We start from the raw sequence: 14,664 nt of genomic DNA on the forward strand, positions 1-14,664 counted from the left end.
AGTAGTCCGTCATGCCCATTCCCAGGTCCACGTCCCGGATCCTCACCGCTCTGTCCGCCGCCGTCTGCCTGGCGGCCGGTCTCGCCGCCGCGCCCGCAGCCGCCGAGCCCCGTCCCAGGACGCTCGGCGAACTGGCCAAGAAGCACCACAAGTACTTCGGCTCCGCCACCGACAACCCCGAGTTCACCGACGCCGCCTATCTGAAGCTCCTCGGCAGCGAATTCGGGCAGACCACCCCCGGCAACGCCATGAAGTGGTACGTCACCGAGCCCGAGCGCGGCGTCTTCGACTTCACCGACGCCGACGAGGTCGTCGCGTTCGCCAAGGCCCACCGCCAGAAGGTCCGCGGCCACACCCTCATCTGGCACAACCAACTCCCCGCCTGGCTCACCGATCGCACCTGGGCCGCCGACGAACTGCGCGCCGTCCTCAAGAACCACATCCAGACGGAAGTCCGGCACTTCAAGGGCCAGGTGATCCACTGGGACGTCGTCAACGAGGCCTTCAACGAGGACGGCACCTACCGCGAATCGCTCTTCTACAAGACGCTCGGCCCCGGCTACATCGCCGACGCCCTGCGCTGGGCCCACGAGGCCGACCGGCACGCCAAGCTGTACCTCAACGACTACAACGTCGACGGGATCGGCCCCAAGAGCGATGCCTACTACACCCTGATCAAGCAGTTGAAGGCCGACGGCGTCCCGGTGGAGGGCTTCGGCATCCAGGGCCATCTGGCGCTCCAGTACGGCTTCCCCGCCGACGTCCGGCAGAACATGCAGCGCTTCGCCGACCTCGGGGTCGAGGTGGCGATCACCGAGCTCGACATCCGGATGGCCCTCCCCGCGACCCCTTCGATGCTCGCCACCCAGGCCACCTGGTACGCCGACTACGTCAAGGCCTGCCTGGCGGTCAGGAAATGCGTCGGCATCACCATCTGGGACTACACGGACAAGTACTCGTGGATCCCCTCCGTCTTCCCCGGCGAGGGCGCGGCGCTGCCCTACGACGAGAACCTGCTGCCCAAGCCCGCCTATCACTCGATCAGGAAGGTGCTGGGCGGATGATCAGAACGGCGATCGTCGGAACGGGCGGGATCGCGGGCATCTGCCACGTTCCCGCCCTGCGGGCACAGGAGCACCGGGCCGTGATCGTGGCCGCCGTCGACGTGGACGCCGCGCGCGCCGAGACCTTCGCGGCCGAACACGGCATCCCCGCGGTCTACACCGATCTCCACACGATGCTCCGGGAGCAGAAGCCGGACCTCGTGCACCTGTGCACGCCTCCGTTCCTGCACGCCGACCAGGCCGTGGCCTGCCTGGAGTCGGGCGCGTGGGTCTGGTGCGAGAAGCCGGTGGCCCTGTCGCTGGCCGAGCTCGACCGGATCCGCGGCGCCGAGGGGCCCGCCGTCGCGGGCGCGGTGTTCCAGCACAGGTACGGCTCGGGGGCCCGGTACCTGCGCGACCGGATCGCGGCCGGGGCGCTGGGCCGTCCGCTCGTCGCGCAGTGCGTCACGGCGTGGTACCGCGACGACGCCTACTACGACGTGCCCTGGCGCGGCACCTGGGAGGGCGAGGGCGGTGGTCCGACCCTGGGCCACGGCATCCACCAGATGGACCTGATGCTCGCGGTGCTCGGCGAATGGGCCGAGGTACGCGCGATGGCCGGCCGCCTCGAGCGCGACGTCCAGACCGAGGACGTGTCCGCGGCCCTGGTCCGGTTCGACAACGGAGCCATCGCGACGGTCGTCAACAGCGTCCTTTCCCCGCGCGAGGAGAGCTACCTGCGGTTCGATCTCACCGACACCACGGTCGAGCTGCGGCATCTCTACGGCTACTCCAACGCGGACTGGACGTTCAGCACCAGGTCGTCCGGCGCGAAGTGGGAGCCGCCGGACGACCTGCCCAGCTCGCACACCGCCCAGCTCGCGGCCTTCCTCGACGGCTACGAGGCGGGTATCCGGCCCGACCTCGGCAGGCCCACCATCGAGCTGGTCACCGCCTTGTACAAGGCCGCGATCACCGGCCTGCCGGTCCGGCGCGGAGAGATCGACGCGGCCGACCCGTTCTACGGCTCGCTCAACGGAGGGCGGCCGGGGGTGTTCCGATGACGTTCGAACTCCTCGAGAACGAGGACTCGCTGACCGTCCGGGCTCGCGACGTCGACCTCTTCCGGTACGTGCACCGGCCGGTCATGGACCCCTTCGAGGCGCCGAAGCCCTACCTGCATCCCGTACGCACGCTCGCCGGCGACGTGGTCACCGGGTACCGGCCGCACGACCACCGCTGGCACAAGGGCATCCAGATCACGGCGTCGTGGGTGTCCGGGCAGAACTTCTGGGGCGGCGGCACCTACCTGCGTGGCCAGGGCTACGTGGACCTGCCGAACCTCGGCACGATGCGCAGCCTCACCGTCTCCGCCGAAACGGGCCAAGGCCGCGCCGTGATCACCGAAGCCCTGGCCTGGCAGACGATGGCGGGGGAGCACTGGATCGACGAGCGCCGCACGCTGACCGCACACGACGTCGGGGCCGATTCCTGGACCCTGGACGTCACCACCTCGCTGACCAACGTCCGCGACACCGAGCTGATGTTCGGCAGCCCCGGCACGCAGGGCAGAAAGCTCGCCGGATACTCCGGCCTGTTCTGGCGCGGCCCGCGCGACTTCACCGGCGGCGAAGTGATCGGTCCCGCGATGGGCGAGCAGGGCGACTGGCTGGCCTTCACCGGGACGCACGACGAGGTCGACCGCTCCTCCACGCTCCTGTTCCTGGACGATCCCGGCGCCCCCTGCCGCTGGTTCGTCCGCAGTGAGCCCATCCCCGCCGTCAACCCGTCCCTGGCGTTCGGCAAAGAACTGTCGCTGGCCCCGGGCGACACCCTGGCGCGCCGCTACCGGATCGTCGTGGCCGACGGCGCATGGACCCCCGGGCGCCTGTCCCGCCACATCGCGGAACACCCGTGGTGACCCTGCTCCCCGGCGGCGTGGGGATCTCCGGGTTGACCGTGTACGACTGGGAGGCGGCCGACGGGCTGTGCGGCGGCACGCCCCACATGCACCTCGTCTGCTCCGAGGCCTATGTCGTCACCGGCGGCGCGGGCAGTGTCCAGACCCTCACCACCTCCGGCTTCGCCGACACCCCGCTGCTCCCCGGCGACGTCGTCTGGTTCACCCCCGGCACGATCCACCGCCTCGTCAACGACGGTGGCCTGCGCCTCGTGGTGCTCATGCAGAACAGCGGACTCCCCGAGGCGGGCGACGCCGTCTTCACCTTCCCTGCTCCGGTGCTGGCCGATCCCCACGCCTACCGGAAGGCGGCCGCCCTGACCGGCGACCATTCCGCGGCAGCGCGCCGCCGCCGGGACCTGGCATTCGAGGGTTTCCTGGCCTTGCGCGAAGGCGGGCTGCAGGAGTTCCACATCGCGGCCCACCGCCTGAAGAGCGCGCTCCTGGACGCCTGGTGGATCCGCTGGAGGGACGGCCCCCTGGCCGCAGCCGTCACGACCGGCCGTCAGCTGGAACGGCTGAAGGCCGGAGACCTCTCTCATCTGGACCACGGCGAAGTGTCACGACTGGAGTGCCCGGAGCACCAACGCTTCGGCATGTGCGGCCGCCTTCGCACCTATCCCGTCCCCGACCCCCTGACGCGGCCGCTCGGCGGTTCGTCGGGGTCACCTCACCCCCGCCCCCCAAAGGAGCTCTTCTGATGTGGTTTCGCCAACCATCCCCGGTCCACCTGAGACGACGCCTGCTCGCCGTCCTCGCGCCATTGCTACTCCTGGCCACTTTCCTTAGTGTCCAGCCCGCCGGCGCGGCGCCGATCATCGACACCAACGCCTCGTACGTGCTGGTCAACCGCAGCAGCGGTAAGGCCCTGGATGTCTACAACCTGGCGACCAACGACGGCGCGCGCATCACCCAGTGGACCAGGAACGATCAGAACCAGCAGCAGTGGCAGTTCGTCGACTCCGGCGGCGGTTACTACCGCATCAAGTCCCGCCACTCCGGCAAGGTGCTGGACGTCAACAACGGGTCCACCGCAAACGGCGGCCCGATCGTCCAGTGGGCCGACCTGAACGGCACCAATCAGCAGTGGCGGCCGGCCGACAGCTCGGACGGCTACGTGAGGTTCATCGCGCGCCACAGCAACAAGGCCCTCGAAGTACAAGGCGGCTCCACCGCCGACAACGCGAACATCGTCCAGTACGACGACTGGGGCGGCACCAACCAGCAGTGGCAGCTCGTCAAGGTCGGTGCCGGCAACCCCGGCCCGTGCGGTCTTCCGTCGACATACCGCTGGACCTCGACGGGCGCGCTGGCGCAGCCCAAGGCCGGGTGGGCCTCGCTCAAGGACTTCACCGTCGCCCCCTACAACGGCAAGCAGCTCGTCTATGCGACGACGCACGGCGCGGGACCGGGAACGGGCTGGGGTTCGATGAACTTCGGCCTGTTCACCAACTGGCCGGAGATGGCCTCGGCCAGCCAGAACACGATGTCGAACTCCGTTGTCGCGCCCACGCTCTTCTACTTCGCGCCGAAGAACATCTGGGTACTCGCCTACCAGTGGGGAGGTGGGAGCGCCTTCTCCTACCGGACGTCGAGCGACCCCGCCAACCCCAACGGCTGGTCGTCACAGCAGGTGCTCTTCTCCGGAAGCATCACCGGCTCCGGAACAGGACCCATCGACCAGACGCTCATCGGTGACGGCACGAACATGTACCTGTTCTTCGCCGGTGACAACGGCAAGATCTACCGGGCCAGCATGCCGATCGGGAACTTCCCGGGCAGTTTCGGCTCGGCGTACACAACGGTCATGAGCGATACGACGAACAACCTGTTCGAAGCCCCGCAGGTCTACAAGCTCCAGGGCCAGGACCGCTACCTCATGATCGTCGAGGCGATCGGCTCGCAGGGGCGCTACTTCCGCTCGTTCACGGCCACCAGCCTGGACGGCTCATGGACACCCCAGGCCGCGACCGAGAGCAACCCCTTCGCCGGCAAGGCCAACAGTGGCGCCACCTGGACCAACGACATCAGCCATGGCGAACTGATCCGCACCAGCGCCGATCAGACCTTCACCGTCGATCCCTGCAACCTGCAGTTCCTCTACCAGGGACGCGACCCCAACTCCGGTGGTGACTACGGCCAATGGCCCTACCGGCCGGCTCTACTGACACGGCAGCGCTGACAACGTGACACCGCTCCGGCTCCGATGAGGAGCCGACCCTGAGCACCGGGTTCACGGGGTGGCCGGCCCACCCCGTGAACCCGTTCTTCGATTCACCAAGGAGCGATCTTCATGCGCAGGAAACGCAACCGCACGCTGCTGACCATGGCGGCCCTGGCCCTGGCCGTGGCCTCCACGCTCACCTCCGCCCCCCAGGCTCAAGCGCTCGACAACGGCGTGGGCCGCACCCCGCCGATGGGGTGGAACACCTGGAACACCTTCGGCTGCAACATCAACGAGACGCTGATCCGCCAGACTGCCGACTCGATGATCAGCTCCGGCATGCGCGACCTCGGATATCAGTACGTCGTCGTCGACGACTGCTGGTTCGACCCGACCCGCGACTCTGCCGGCAACCTGCAGGCCAATCCGTCGAGATTCCCCAGCGGCATGAAGGCGCTCGGCGACTACCTGCACACCCGGGGCCTGAAGTTCGGCCTCTACCAAGCACCCCTGGACCGGACCTGCGCCCAGTACTTCGGCTCCTATCCGGGCGCCACCGGCAGTCTCAACCACGAGGTCCAGGACGCCCGGCAGTTCGCCGCCTGGGGCGTCGACTATCTCAAGTACGACTGGTGTTCCCCCACCGGCACCATCGACGACCAGGTCCGCACCTTCGCGAAGATGCGCGACGCCCTGGCGGCCACCGGCCGGCCGATCCTCTACAGCATCAACTCCAACAGCATCCACGAGAAGACCGGCCCGCAGCGCAACTGGGGCGACGTCGCCAACATCTGGCGCACGACCGAGGACATCACCAACGTCTGGAACTCAGGTCAGACCAACGGCTATCCGATGGGCGTCCAGAACATCGTCAACGTCAACGCGCCGCTGTCGGGCTACGCCAAGCCGGGGCAGTTCAACGACCCCGACATGATGGTGGTCGGCCGGGGCGGCATGACCGACACCGAGATGCGCAGCCACTTCGCCCTCTGGGCGATGATGGCCGCTCCACTGATCGCGGGCAACGACATGCGGAACATGGACGCCGCGACCGCCACGATCATGAAGAACCAGAACCTGATCGCCCTCAACCAGGACCCGCTCGGCCTCCAGGCCACCCAGGTCAGCAACGACGGCACCCGCCGCATCCTGGCCAAACGGCTGAGCAACGGCGACGTCGCGGTCGCGCTGTTCAACCAGGGCGGCAGTGCGACGACGATCAGCACCACCGCCTCGGCGATCGGCATGTCCGGAAACTCCTTCAGCCTGCGGGAGAGCTGGACGAACGCCGTCACCTCGACCACCGGAGCCATCTCGGCGAGCGTGCCGGCCCACGGCACCGTGGTGTTCCGGGTCAGTGGCGCAACGCCCAACCCCGCGTCCACGATCCAGGGCGTGGGGTCGGGAAGATGCCTCGATGTCGCCGGAGCCTCCCCAACGAACGGAACCCGGGTGGACATCTGGGACTGCCACGGTCAGAGCAACCAGCAGTGGACCTCCACGGCAGCCGGTGAACTGCGGGTCTACGGAAACAAATGCCTCGACGTGAACAACAACGGCACCGCCGACGGCACCAGCGTGCTCATTTGGGACTGCAACGGCCAGACCAATCAGAAGTGGCGTTTCAACACCGACGGCAGCATCACAGCCCTCGGCGCGAACAAGTGCCTGGACGTACCCAGCAACTCCACGGCAAACGGCGTCTACATCCAGATCTGGACGTGCAACACGGCCGCCAACCAACGGTGGAGCCGAGTCTGACCGGGGCGCTCCCCTCATGACACCCGAGCGGCTTGGTTTCGAGTAGGAACGCTGGACGAACCCGGGCCCCGGGCGAGGTGGACTGGACCTCGGAGCAGCAGGCTCCGGGAGGCCTTGGAGGACATCACCACTCCACCGTCGGCCAAGGTCCTGACCAACTGGGGAAGGTGATCCGGTTCTGTGTCCTTGAGGAGGAAACCTGCCGCGCCCGAGTGGAGGGCGGTGAGGACGTACTCGTCGGTGTCGAAGGTGGTGAGCATCGCCACAACAGGGGGAGCGGGCAGGGCGCGCAGCTGAGCCAGAACCGTGAGGCCGTCCACGTCCGGCATCCGGATATCGAGGAGGACGACATCCGGACCGTGTTCCCGCACCGCGTCGAGGGCCTCCCCGCCCGACGCCGTGGCCACGACCTCGATGTCCTCTGCCGCGCCCAGGATGAGGCCGAAACCGGATCGGACCAGCGCCTCGTCATCCACCACCACTACCCGAATCACGTGCGTCGCACCCCGTCGTCAATCGATCCCCGTCGCACCCGACCCTAGGCTCCCTCGGCATCCCCGGCGACGTCGCGAGCCCGGTTCCAGCCGGTCGGGGGGTCCGTTCCCGCCAGTCGGCGGAGGCGGCGGTACGTCTCCGGTAGCGCGCCGACCGGCAGGGCATCCGGGAGCGGCCGGACCTGGAATGAGGGGCGGCCGTACTCCTGCGGCTCGATCATCTGAATGCGCTTGACGTGGCCTTCTACGGCGCCGGAGCTGTACTGCAGGATCAGGCCGGCGGTCACGGCGTCCAGGTCGCACTTCATGAACCGGGCGAACCCCGCGGATCGGTTGCGGTGCGGCACTGTGCCCATCGCTGATCCAGTCGGGCAGCAGATGACCGGTGCGGTCGCGGACCAGGGCGGTGAACCGCTGTGCGATCTCGCGGGCGCGAGCGATGTCCGGGCAGGCCCCGCAGACCTCGTCGAGCTGGGCCACATCGTCTCCAACCAAGACTCACTGCGACGCATGGTCCGGGCGGGATCTCGCGCGGGCTCAGAACCGGTGGTGAGGGCTCTGATGCTGACTCTTGCTGACTTCCAGGGGTTCGTGGCGCTCTGACCTGCAGAAACGCCGAACGATCCAATGGTTCTGGAACTGGATCGGACGGTCCCAAGAGGATATCGCACAGGCCCGCGAAGACTGGATGAGCGGGACGCGATATGGCGAGGTGAAGGGCTACGACAGCGCTCCGATTCCCGCTCCGGAACTTCCCTCAACTCGCCTGAAACCCAGGGGAAGGGTGCGCTGAACTGCGCGTATGTCCTGAAGGTGGGCCCGGGGCGGTGGCTGCGCCCTCGCTCCGCTTCTGGAAGTCCGTCGTACGTCGGCGTGGGCTCCGGCGGCGCATCCCGATCTTGAGGTCGAGTCTCATGTGAAGCAGGCTGTGGTCAGGTCTAGTCGGACGAATGCTGACCCTTTGCTGACCAGCCCGTGCCTCCGCGAGCGGTGAGGATCTCGGCACCGAAGCGGCCAGACTGGCGGCGGCGATCGGCTAAGGGCTGTCCCGTAATCCCCGGTGGATCAGCGCACGGCGTCAGATGCGGTGCATCGCAAGGCGGAGGGGCGCCCCCATACTGGGCGTATTCGGGCGTTCCGACAACGCAGCGAGGTGCCGTAGCTGGCGTCGTGTGCCCACCGGGGATTACGGGACAGCCCTTAGCTGTGCGCGGACGCCGTCCGGGAAGCCGAGGCCGTTCATGCGGGAGGCGGCCGATGACGCGGAGCTGCCGGGTCAGGGTGCCGGCGAGTGAGCCGATGATGGCCTCGATGGTGTCACGAACGAATGTCCTCGTCGCCCGAGGGGCGACGAGGACATCGTGCGCGCGTCGGTCACGCGTGGGTGGTGGGGACCCGGTTGAAGGTCCGGCCGCCGAGGTCGATGGCGACGGGGGCATCGCTCGCGTCCCGGGAGAAGAGCCTCGCTGTCCCTGCAGTCCACCGGCGGCGACGATGAACTCGTCGCCGTCGCCGGGCAGCAGGCCCATGGCGGCCGGCTCGTAGTCCGCGGGCATCTCGAAGTCGGCCGCCTCGCGGATCTCCGGCTTGATCGTGGCGGCGATGGTCAGCGCCGCCCCGTCGGTGGCGTCGGTGAGCGTCATGACGTCGTTGTCGTAGACCCCGACGACTTCCTGCCCGCTCCTCGTCGTACGGCAGCGGCTCCGGGTTGTTGTCCACGACGCCGGGGTAGTGCTCCAGGCCCCAGCGGACGACGGTCCGGTTGAAGGGGATGCCGTCCGGGCCGGCGTTGGACATGGAGACGACGGCGAAGTTCCGCTCGGGCACGATCAGCAGCTCGGCGAGTTGGCCGTTGGTCGAACCGCCGTGCGCGATCGTCCGTACGCCGTCCACCTCGCGCAGGAACCAGCAGATGCCGATGCCGTCGCCCAGATTGCTTCCCCCGCGACGACGAGGTTGCCGTCCTCGTCGGCGTAGTGGCCCACGGCGAACCGCCGGGTCATGACGTCGGCGGTACCGAAGAAGCTATTCGACAGTCCCAGTGGCTCGAACACGAGCGAGGCGATGGCCTGCTCGTACGTCGTGACGCTCTCCAGGACGCGCCCGAGCAGGCTGTACCCGGCCTGGCTGTATGAGGCCCGGGCGTTGGGCTCGCCGATGACCTCCAGCTCGGCCATCTTCGCCACGAAGGCGGCCAGCGCGTCGTCACCGTCACCGGTGTCGATGATGATGTTGGAGCGCGGCCCGGGGTGCATGTTGTCCCAGACCCGTTTCACGTCGAGGCCGACCACGGCCGCGGTCACAGTGAGGTCCAGCCTGAAGCAGGTGATGACACTGTTCCGGTCCACGAGGAACGCCGTCACCCAGGCACTGGGCGTCTTGAATCTGCAGCATGGTCCCTGTACCACTCCTTGACCCTCCGTGCGATTGGAAGGGTGGGCCGAACAGGGAGCGCACTCCGAATCGGGGTCAGGCGTGGAGATTGACTGGCCTTCCCTTTCTGCTGGGCCGCGGCTTGCGCTCGATGCCGGCCGTTTCGGTCCGCCGGGCAGTCGACGGACCGAAACGGAGTCTCAAGCCGTGCTGCTAGGAAGGCTGGTTGCCGAGCCCGTCAAACCGCTTGGCGATGAAGTCCCCCCAGGTCGCGTCGAGCATGGTGAGCTTGCCGTCGACCATTTGCCACTGCCGTGCCTTGTGCGGTGGGTAGGCGAACATCACGGATGAAAGCCGCGTGTAGTTGCCTTCCGTGCCCGAGCAGTGAACGCGGTGCGTTGATGGCCGAAACTGACCGGACGAGGCGCTGGACAGCATGCGGCCTATGTTGCACAGGACGACGTCGGTCTTGGCGATGACGGGCTCGACCCACGTGCCGTCGTGCAGGACGTACTGGAGCCCTTGGTCGGACGACGGCAGTTGCAGCCCCAGCATCTGAATCCCCGAGTGCTCGTGGGCGAGAACCTCTCGGCCGCCCACATCCCTGTAATAGATCACGCGGAGGTTCGTCGCATCGCGCGACAGGTCGAAGTCAGGAGTCCCCGGGGCCATGATGCCGCGGATCACCTCCCCGAAGGAGGAGATGATCTTGAAGGCCAATTCGAAGACCTCCCGGGCGGCGGAGCCGAATGCCGGGAAGGCGCGCAGGACGTCCCCCGCGGTGGGGGGCTCGTCCTCCAGCATGGCGCCGCTGACGTGGATGAACTCCTTCGGGTCGGCAACCCCTTGGGCCAGTCGCGGCACCTCCGACAGGTACGGGAAGAACCCGTGCGTGCCACCGGTAGCCAGTTGCGGCACGCGCGAGTACTCGTACTCGGTCAGGTTGGGCTCCGTAGACGAGCAGGCCAATGCGAATTCCTGCATCATCCTGTCGACCTTCTGACCGATTCCGGGTACCTCGACCGCCATGAATCCCCAGTCTGTCAGCTGGGTTGCGATCGCCTCTCCGGAAGACCTGATGTCCTGGGCAGGCTCATCGATTCGAACACTCGGGACGATGCCACTGAGTGGCATCGGAGTTACGTCCATGAGATGCGCTCCTTCTTTCACTCGAGTCCGACTGGAGCCGGACTGTTGTTCTTGGACTCGCTTCACGCCGTGAGTGCCCGATGGCTACACTGTGCGCATGACTGACTTGAACCACCTGGATGAGGCCATCCACAGGTCGCCCGACGGTGAAGCTATTGCGCTCTTAGCTGCCGGTACCAGCCTCCAAGAACTGCCTGACGGGATTTCAGATCTTGTGTCACTTCGTACTGTCGACCTCGACCGAAACGGATTGACGGCACTACCCAAGGCGATCTCGAACCTGTCGCGGCTGACCAATCTCAGCCTCTACGCAAACCGACTCGACGAGGTGCCGGAGAGCATCGGCCACTTGGGGTCGCTTCAGCATCTGAGCCTGGGTAAGAACCGGCTCACGCGTGTACCGGATGCTATCTGGAGGCTCTCTGAGCTCCTCTCGCTGAATCTGGCTGAGAATCAGATCACTGAAATCTCGGATGATGTGCGGAATCTCGGTAATCTCCGCATGTTGGACCTCGGGCATAACAGGCTGGGTGATGTTCCGGAGGGTATTGCGGATCTTCCCGCGCTCACCGACTACCTCTATCTCAGTGACAACGGCCTGACCTCGATGCCGGCGGCCTTGGGGCGACTCGACCGCCTGGACTACCTCAATCTGACCGACAATCTGCTGACCATGCTGCCGGCGGAGATCGGCGGCATGTCAGCGCTTCGGGAGCTCCGTCTCTACAACAACCGGATCAACTGGCTGCCGGATGAGATCGGTGCGTTGTCGCGCCTGCGCGAGCTGCACCTCATGAACAATCAGCTCGCGGCTCTCCCGGAATCGTTGGGGAATCTGAGCGAGCTGCGCCATCTTGATCTTCGGAACAACCCCTTGCGTCAACTTCCCGAGAGCGTAGGCAAGTTGACGCGACTGACTCATCTGGACCTCCGGGCAACGCACCTCGCGGGATTGCCGGAGAGCATCGGCTCACTGCCGAACCTGGAGAAGCTCGATCTCAGATGGCTGAAGATGCACAGGGTTCCCCGCTGGCTCGACTCGCTGCGAGAGCGCGGCTGCGTCGTTCTCCTGTAGTGCGCCATCGGGTTCCTCCGACCTCCTTACTCGGCAGGGGTGATTCCCAGTCGAGCCGCCATCAGAGCGACCTCTGTGCGGTTCGTGCAGTTGAACTTGACCAGCAGGTTCGAGACGTGACGCTTGACGCCGTGGATGGAGATATTCATGGATCGGGCGATCTGGTGATTGCTCAGCCCGTTCAGTAGAAGTCCGAGGACCGTGTGTTCTCGCTCGGTCAGCCTGGCGATGCCGTACGCCCCCGCTCGCGCAGCGCCTGGTTCCCCTGTGCTTATGATGTGGCTGACGACCTGCTCCGGTACTGGAACCTCGCCGCGCAGCAGCCGTTCGAAGATCGCGGGCAATACATCCGCGTTGACGTCGCGTCGCAGCAGATATCCGTCCACGGCGTACAGTTGAGCGAAGGCGGTAACTGCCTTCGCGTCCTCGATGGCCACCGTTACCAGAACTTTTGTCGGTGCCCGGGCCGGGGCGGCCCGGATGGCCTCGGTATACATGCCGAGCGGAATGACGAGTACATCGAACAGTTCGCCGGCGAGCCCTTGGCGGGCATCTTCGAGAGTGCGTCCGATCACGGCTCGTGACACCAGCGGAATCTCCCTCAGGAGATTCGGCAGGCCGTGGTACGAGAGATCATCCTCCGCCAGCCAGAACACGGACAGGGCATTCTGCCCGCTGCTGGGGTGGATGTGCTCTCCAGTCGGTGAGGTGGATAAGTCGACCTCGCAGTCACCGTCACACAGTTGGCTCATAGCCACATTGCCCTCCGAACTAGAACCGTTTCGGGTTGGTGGACGACGCAATCAGGCAAGCGAGTTGCCTGACCTTCCCGCGCAGTTGTCGACGCAAAAGCGTCATGACCGGCGGAAAACATGAAAAGCTACGCTAGCTGAAGCGTCAATCCGGGCGAACCCATCATTCAGTCAAAGAGGGTGTCGTTTCGGCCAACTGAACCGCATGTGCCCGTGGAAGTTGTACCGGTAAAGAAAACCGGATGGTATGGTGGTTAATTCCGATGGATTCCCGGCGCCTCCTTCTTCTCGTCCACGACTACCCGCAACGCCTCTTTCAGGGTGAAGGACTTGGCGTACAAGGCCTTGCCGATGATGGCGCCTTCGATGCCTGCCGGGACCAGTCCGGACAGGTCCCGCAGGTCGTCGAGGGAGGAGATGCCGCCGGCGGAGACGACGGGCCGGTCGGTGGCGGCGCAGACGTTCTTCAGCAACTCCAGGTTGGGGCCGGTGAGGGTGCCGTCCTTGCCGATGTCGGTGACGACGTAACGGGCGCAGCCCTCGGAGTCGAGGCGGGCGAGGGTCTCGTAGAGGTCGCCGCCCTCGCTGGTCCAGCCGCGGCCTTTGAGGGTGGTGCCGCGGACGTCGAGGTTGATAGCGATCTTGTCGCCGTGCTCGGCGATGGCCTTGGCGGCCCACTCGGGGGTCTCCAGGGCGGCGGTGCCGAGGTTGACGCGGGTGCAGCCGGTGGCGAGGGCGGCGGCGAGCGAGGCGTCGTCGCGGATGCCGCCGGACAAGGCGACTTTGATCTCCATGGCGCGGGTGATCTCGGCGACCAGGGCGCGGTTGTCGCCGGTGCCGAAGGCGGCGTCCAGGTCGACCAGGTGCAGCCATGCGGCGCCGGCGGCCTGCCAGGCGAGGGCCGCCTCCAGCGGGGAGCCGTACGAGGTCTCCGTACCTGACTCACCCTGGACCAGGCGGACGGCATGTCCGTCGCGGACATCCACCGCGGGGAGCAGCTCAAGGGTGTTCGGCATCAAAGGGTCTCGATCCAGTTGGTGAGGAGCTGGGCGCCGGCGTCGCCGGACTTCTCGGGGTGGAACTGGGTCGCCCACAGGGCCCCGTTCTCCACCGCCGCGACGAAGGGTTCGCCGTGTGTGGTGCGGCTTACCCGAGTTGTCGGGTTACGGAGACCGGCGGACTCCCGACTTCGGTCGCGCACGGCGTGAGAGTGCACGAAGTAGTAGCGGGTGTCGGCATCCGCGCCCACGAACAGCCGGCTGTCGGCGGCCGCATCCACCACGTTCCAACCCATGTGCGGAATGACAGGAGCTTCGAGCGGCTCGACCGCGCCGGGCCACACCCCGAGCCCCGGGGTCTCGACTCCGTGCTCGATGCCGCGCTCGAAGAGGATCTGCATGCCGACACAGATGCCCATCACGGGCCGACCGCTGGCCAGGCGATGACGAATGATCACGTCGCCGCGGACTTCCTGGAGCCCCCGCATGCAGGCGGCGAAGGCGCCGACGCCAGGAATGAGGAGGCCGTCAGCGTCCATTGCCTTGTCGAAGTCATCGGTGATGGAAGCCTCTGCGCCGACCCTCGCCAGGGCGCGCTCGGCTGAGCGGACGTTGCCGAATCCGTAGTCGAGGACGACCGCTTTCTTGGACACGATCAGAGGGAACCTTTCGTGGAGGGCAGCATGCCGGCGGCGCGCGGGTCGAACTCCGCGGCGTAGCGCAGGGCGCGGGCGAGGGCCTTGAACTGGCACTCCACGATGTGGTGGGCGTTGCGCCCGTACGGGACGTGGATGTGCAGTGCGATCTGGGCCTGCGCGACGAAGGACTCGAAGATGTGCCGGGTCATCGTCGTGTCGTAGGTGCCGATCATCGGCGCCATGTTCTCGGGCTCGGT

Annotated in this window: 13 protein-coding genes and 3 pseudogenes; 8 read left to right on the forward strand and 8 right to left on the reverse strand. The window is 66.7% G+C overall.

The genetic code is table 11. The annotated features are described in order from the left end of the window. The first annotated feature begins 11 nt into the window (after positions 1-11). The 6 genes from ACGFYQ_RS37510 (at position 12) to ACGFYQ_RS37535 (ending at position 6,928) form a co-directional block, all read left to right on the forward strand. Positions 12-1,064, forward strand: a complete 1,053-nt coding sequence (locus ACGFYQ_RS37510; protein ID WP_393751082.1) for an endo-1,4-beta-xylanase — start codon at positions 12-14, stop codon at positions 1,062-1,064. Beyond that, on the forward strand, positions 1,061-2,107 hold the full coding sequence (locus tag ACGFYQ_RS37515; RefSeq protein WP_393751084.1) for a Gfo/Idh/MocA family protein: 1,047 nt from the start codon (positions 1,061-1,063) through the stop codon (positions 2,105-2,107). Before ACGFYQ_RS37510 ends, ACGFYQ_RS37515 begins: the two co-directional genes overlap by 4 nt. Beyond that, positions 2,104-2,964 (forward strand): PmoA family protein, encoded by an 861-nt coding sequence (locus ACGFYQ_RS37520; protein ID WP_393751086.1) that lies wholly within the window; start codon positions 2,104-2,106, stop codon positions 2,962-2,964. Before ACGFYQ_RS37515 ends, ACGFYQ_RS37520 begins: the two co-directional genes overlap by 4 nt. Beyond that, the gene (locus ACGFYQ_RS37525) at positions 2,916-3,704 is read left to right on the forward strand and encodes a cupin domain-containing protein (protein ID WP_393751088.1); all 789 of its coding nucleotides are present in this window, start codon (positions 2,916-2,918) and stop codon (positions 3,702-3,704) included. Before ACGFYQ_RS37520 ends, ACGFYQ_RS37525 begins: the two co-directional genes overlap by 49 nt. Continuing rightward, a complete protein-coding gene (locus tag ACGFYQ_RS37530; RefSeq protein WP_393751090.1) occupies positions 3,704-5,185 on the forward strand; it encodes a non-reducing end alpha-L-arabinofuranosidase family hydrolase in 1,482 nt (493 codons plus the stop codon). The genes ACGFYQ_RS37525 and ACGFYQ_RS37530 overlap by 1 nt, the downstream gene beginning before the upstream one ends. Positions 5,186-5,296: 111 nt before the next feature. Further along, positions 5,297-6,928 carry a glycoside hydrolase family 27 protein gene (locus ACGFYQ_RS37535; RefSeq protein WP_393751092.1) on the forward strand — a complete coding sequence of 544 codons (1,632 nt, stop codon included), beginning with the start codon at positions 5,297-5,299 and terminating at the stop codon, positions 6,926-6,928. A gap of 83 nt (positions 6,929-7,011) precedes the next feature. On the opposite strand, the pseudogene ACGFYQ_RS37540 reads toward ACGFYQ_RS37535, so the two are convergent. After that, positions 7,012-7,410, reverse strand: a pseudogene (locus tag ACGFYQ_RS37540) (response regulator transcription factor); the annotation flags it as partial. Between the two features lie 56 nt (positions 7,411-7,466). Continuing rightward, on the reverse strand, positions 7,467-7,778 hold the full coding sequence (locus ACGFYQ_RS37545; RefSeq protein ID WP_393751094.1) for a hypothetical protein: 312 nt from the start codon (positions 7,776-7,778) through the stop codon (positions 7,467-7,469). Positions 7,779-8,053: 275 nt separating this feature from the next. On the opposite strand from ACGFYQ_RS37545, the pseudogene ACGFYQ_RS37550 reads away from it, so the two are divergent. Further along, positions 8,054-8,215, forward strand: a pseudogene (locus ACGFYQ_RS37550) (pirin family protein); the annotation flags it as partial. A 1,036-nt stretch (positions 8,216-9,251) separates the two neighbouring features. Here ACGFYQ_RS37550 and ACGFYQ_RS37555 read toward each other — a convergent pair. Beyond that, positions 9,252-9,770 (reverse strand): serine hydrolase, encoded by a 519-nt coding sequence (locus tag ACGFYQ_RS37555; protein WP_393751096.1) that lies wholly within the window; start codon positions 9,768-9,770, stop codon positions 9,252-9,254. Between the two features lie 238 nt (positions 9,771-10,008). Then, positions 10,009-10,944 (reverse strand): hypothetical protein, encoded by a 936-nt coding sequence (locus tag ACGFYQ_RS37560; RefSeq protein WP_393751098.1) that lies wholly within the window; start codon positions 10,942-10,944, stop codon positions 10,009-10,011. 97 nt (positions 10,945-11,041) lie between these two features. Here ACGFYQ_RS37560 and ACGFYQ_RS37565 point away from each other — a divergent pair, with 97 nt between their 5' ends. Next, positions 11,042-12,019: a leucine-rich repeat domain-containing protein gene (locus ACGFYQ_RS37565; protein WP_393751100.1), complete on the forward strand. Its 978-nt coding sequence runs from the start codon at positions 11,042-11,044 to the stop codon at positions 12,017-12,019. Between the two features lie 26 nt (positions 12,020-12,045). Here ACGFYQ_RS37565 and ACGFYQ_RS37570 read toward each other — a convergent pair whose 3' ends face one another. The 4 genes and pseudogenes from ACGFYQ_RS37570 to ACGFYQ_RS37585 all read right to left on the reverse strand — a co-directional run. Beyond that, a complete protein-coding gene (locus ACGFYQ_RS37570; protein ID WP_393751102.1) occupies positions 12,046-12,675 on the reverse strand; it encodes a LuxR C-terminal-related transcriptional regulator in 630 nt (209 codons plus the stop codon). 350 nt (positions 12,676-13,025) lie between these two features. Further along, positions 13,026-13,787, reverse strand: a complete 762-nt coding sequence (gene priA / locus ACGFYQ_RS37575; protein WP_393751104.1) for a bifunctional 1-(5-phosphoribosyl)-5-((5-phosphoribosylamino)methylideneamino)imidazole-4-carboxamide isomerase/phosphoribosylanthranilate isomerase PriA — start codon at positions 13,785-13,787, stop codon at positions 13,026-13,028. Further along, positions 13,787-14,422 carry an imidazole glycerol phosphate synthase subunit HisH gene (hisH, locus tag ACGFYQ_RS37580; RefSeq protein WP_393751106.1) on the reverse strand — a complete coding sequence of 212 codons (636 nt, stop codon included), beginning with the start codon at positions 14,420-14,422 and terminating at the stop codon, positions 13,787-13,789. The genes priA and hisH overlap by 1 nt, the downstream gene beginning before the upstream one ends. A 2-nt stretch (positions 14,423-14,424) precedes the next feature. Continuing rightward, positions 14,425-14,664: pseudogene (locus tag ACGFYQ_RS37585) on the reverse strand (imidazoleglycerol-phosphate dehydratase); the annotation flags it as partial.

The sequence above is a fragment of the Streptomyces sp. NPDC048258 genome (assembly GCF_043201995.1).
GTDB lineage: Bacteria > Actinomycetota > Actinomycetes > Streptomycetales > Streptomycetaceae > Streptomyces.

Coding starts and splice junctions, on each gene's coding strand:
- ACGFYQ_RS37520 (WP_393751086.1), top strand. CDS start 2,104: ATGACGTTCGAACTCCTCGAGAACGAGGACTCGCTGACCGTCCGGGCT.
- ACGFYQ_RS37515 (WP_393751084.1), top strand. CDS start 1,061: ATGATCAGAACGGCGATCGTCGGAACGGGCGGGATCGCGGGCATCTGC.
- ACGFYQ_RS37565 (WP_393751100.1), top strand. CDS start 11,042: ATGACTGACTTGAACCACCTGGATGAGGCCATCCACAGGTCGCCCGAC.
- ACGFYQ_RS37510 (WP_393751082.1), top strand. CDS start 12: ATGCCCATTCCCAGGTCCACGTCCCGGATCCTCACCGCTCTGTCCGCC.
- ACGFYQ_RS37560 (WP_393751098.1), bottom strand. CDS start 10,944: ATGGACGTAACTCCGATGCCACTCAGTGGCATCGTCCCGAGTGTTCGA.
- ACGFYQ_RS37535 (WP_393751092.1), top strand. CDS start 5,297: ATGCGCAGGAAACGCAACCGCACGCTGCTGACCATGGCGGCCCTGGCC.
- priA (WP_393751104.1), bottom strand. CDS start 13,787: ATGCCGAACACCCTTGAGCTGCTCCCCGCGGTGGATGTCCGCGACGGA.
- ACGFYQ_RS37525 (WP_393751088.1), top strand. CDS start 2,916: ATGGACCCCCGGGCGCCTGTCCCGCCACATCGCGGAACACCCGTGGTG.
- ACGFYQ_RS37530 (WP_393751090.1), top strand. CDS start 3,704: ATGTGGTTTCGCCAACCATCCCCGGTCCACCTGAGACGACGCCTGCTC.
- ACGFYQ_RS37545 (WP_393751094.1), bottom strand. CDS start 7,778: ATGGGCACAGTGCCGCACCGCAACCGATCCGCGGGGTTCGCCCGGTTC.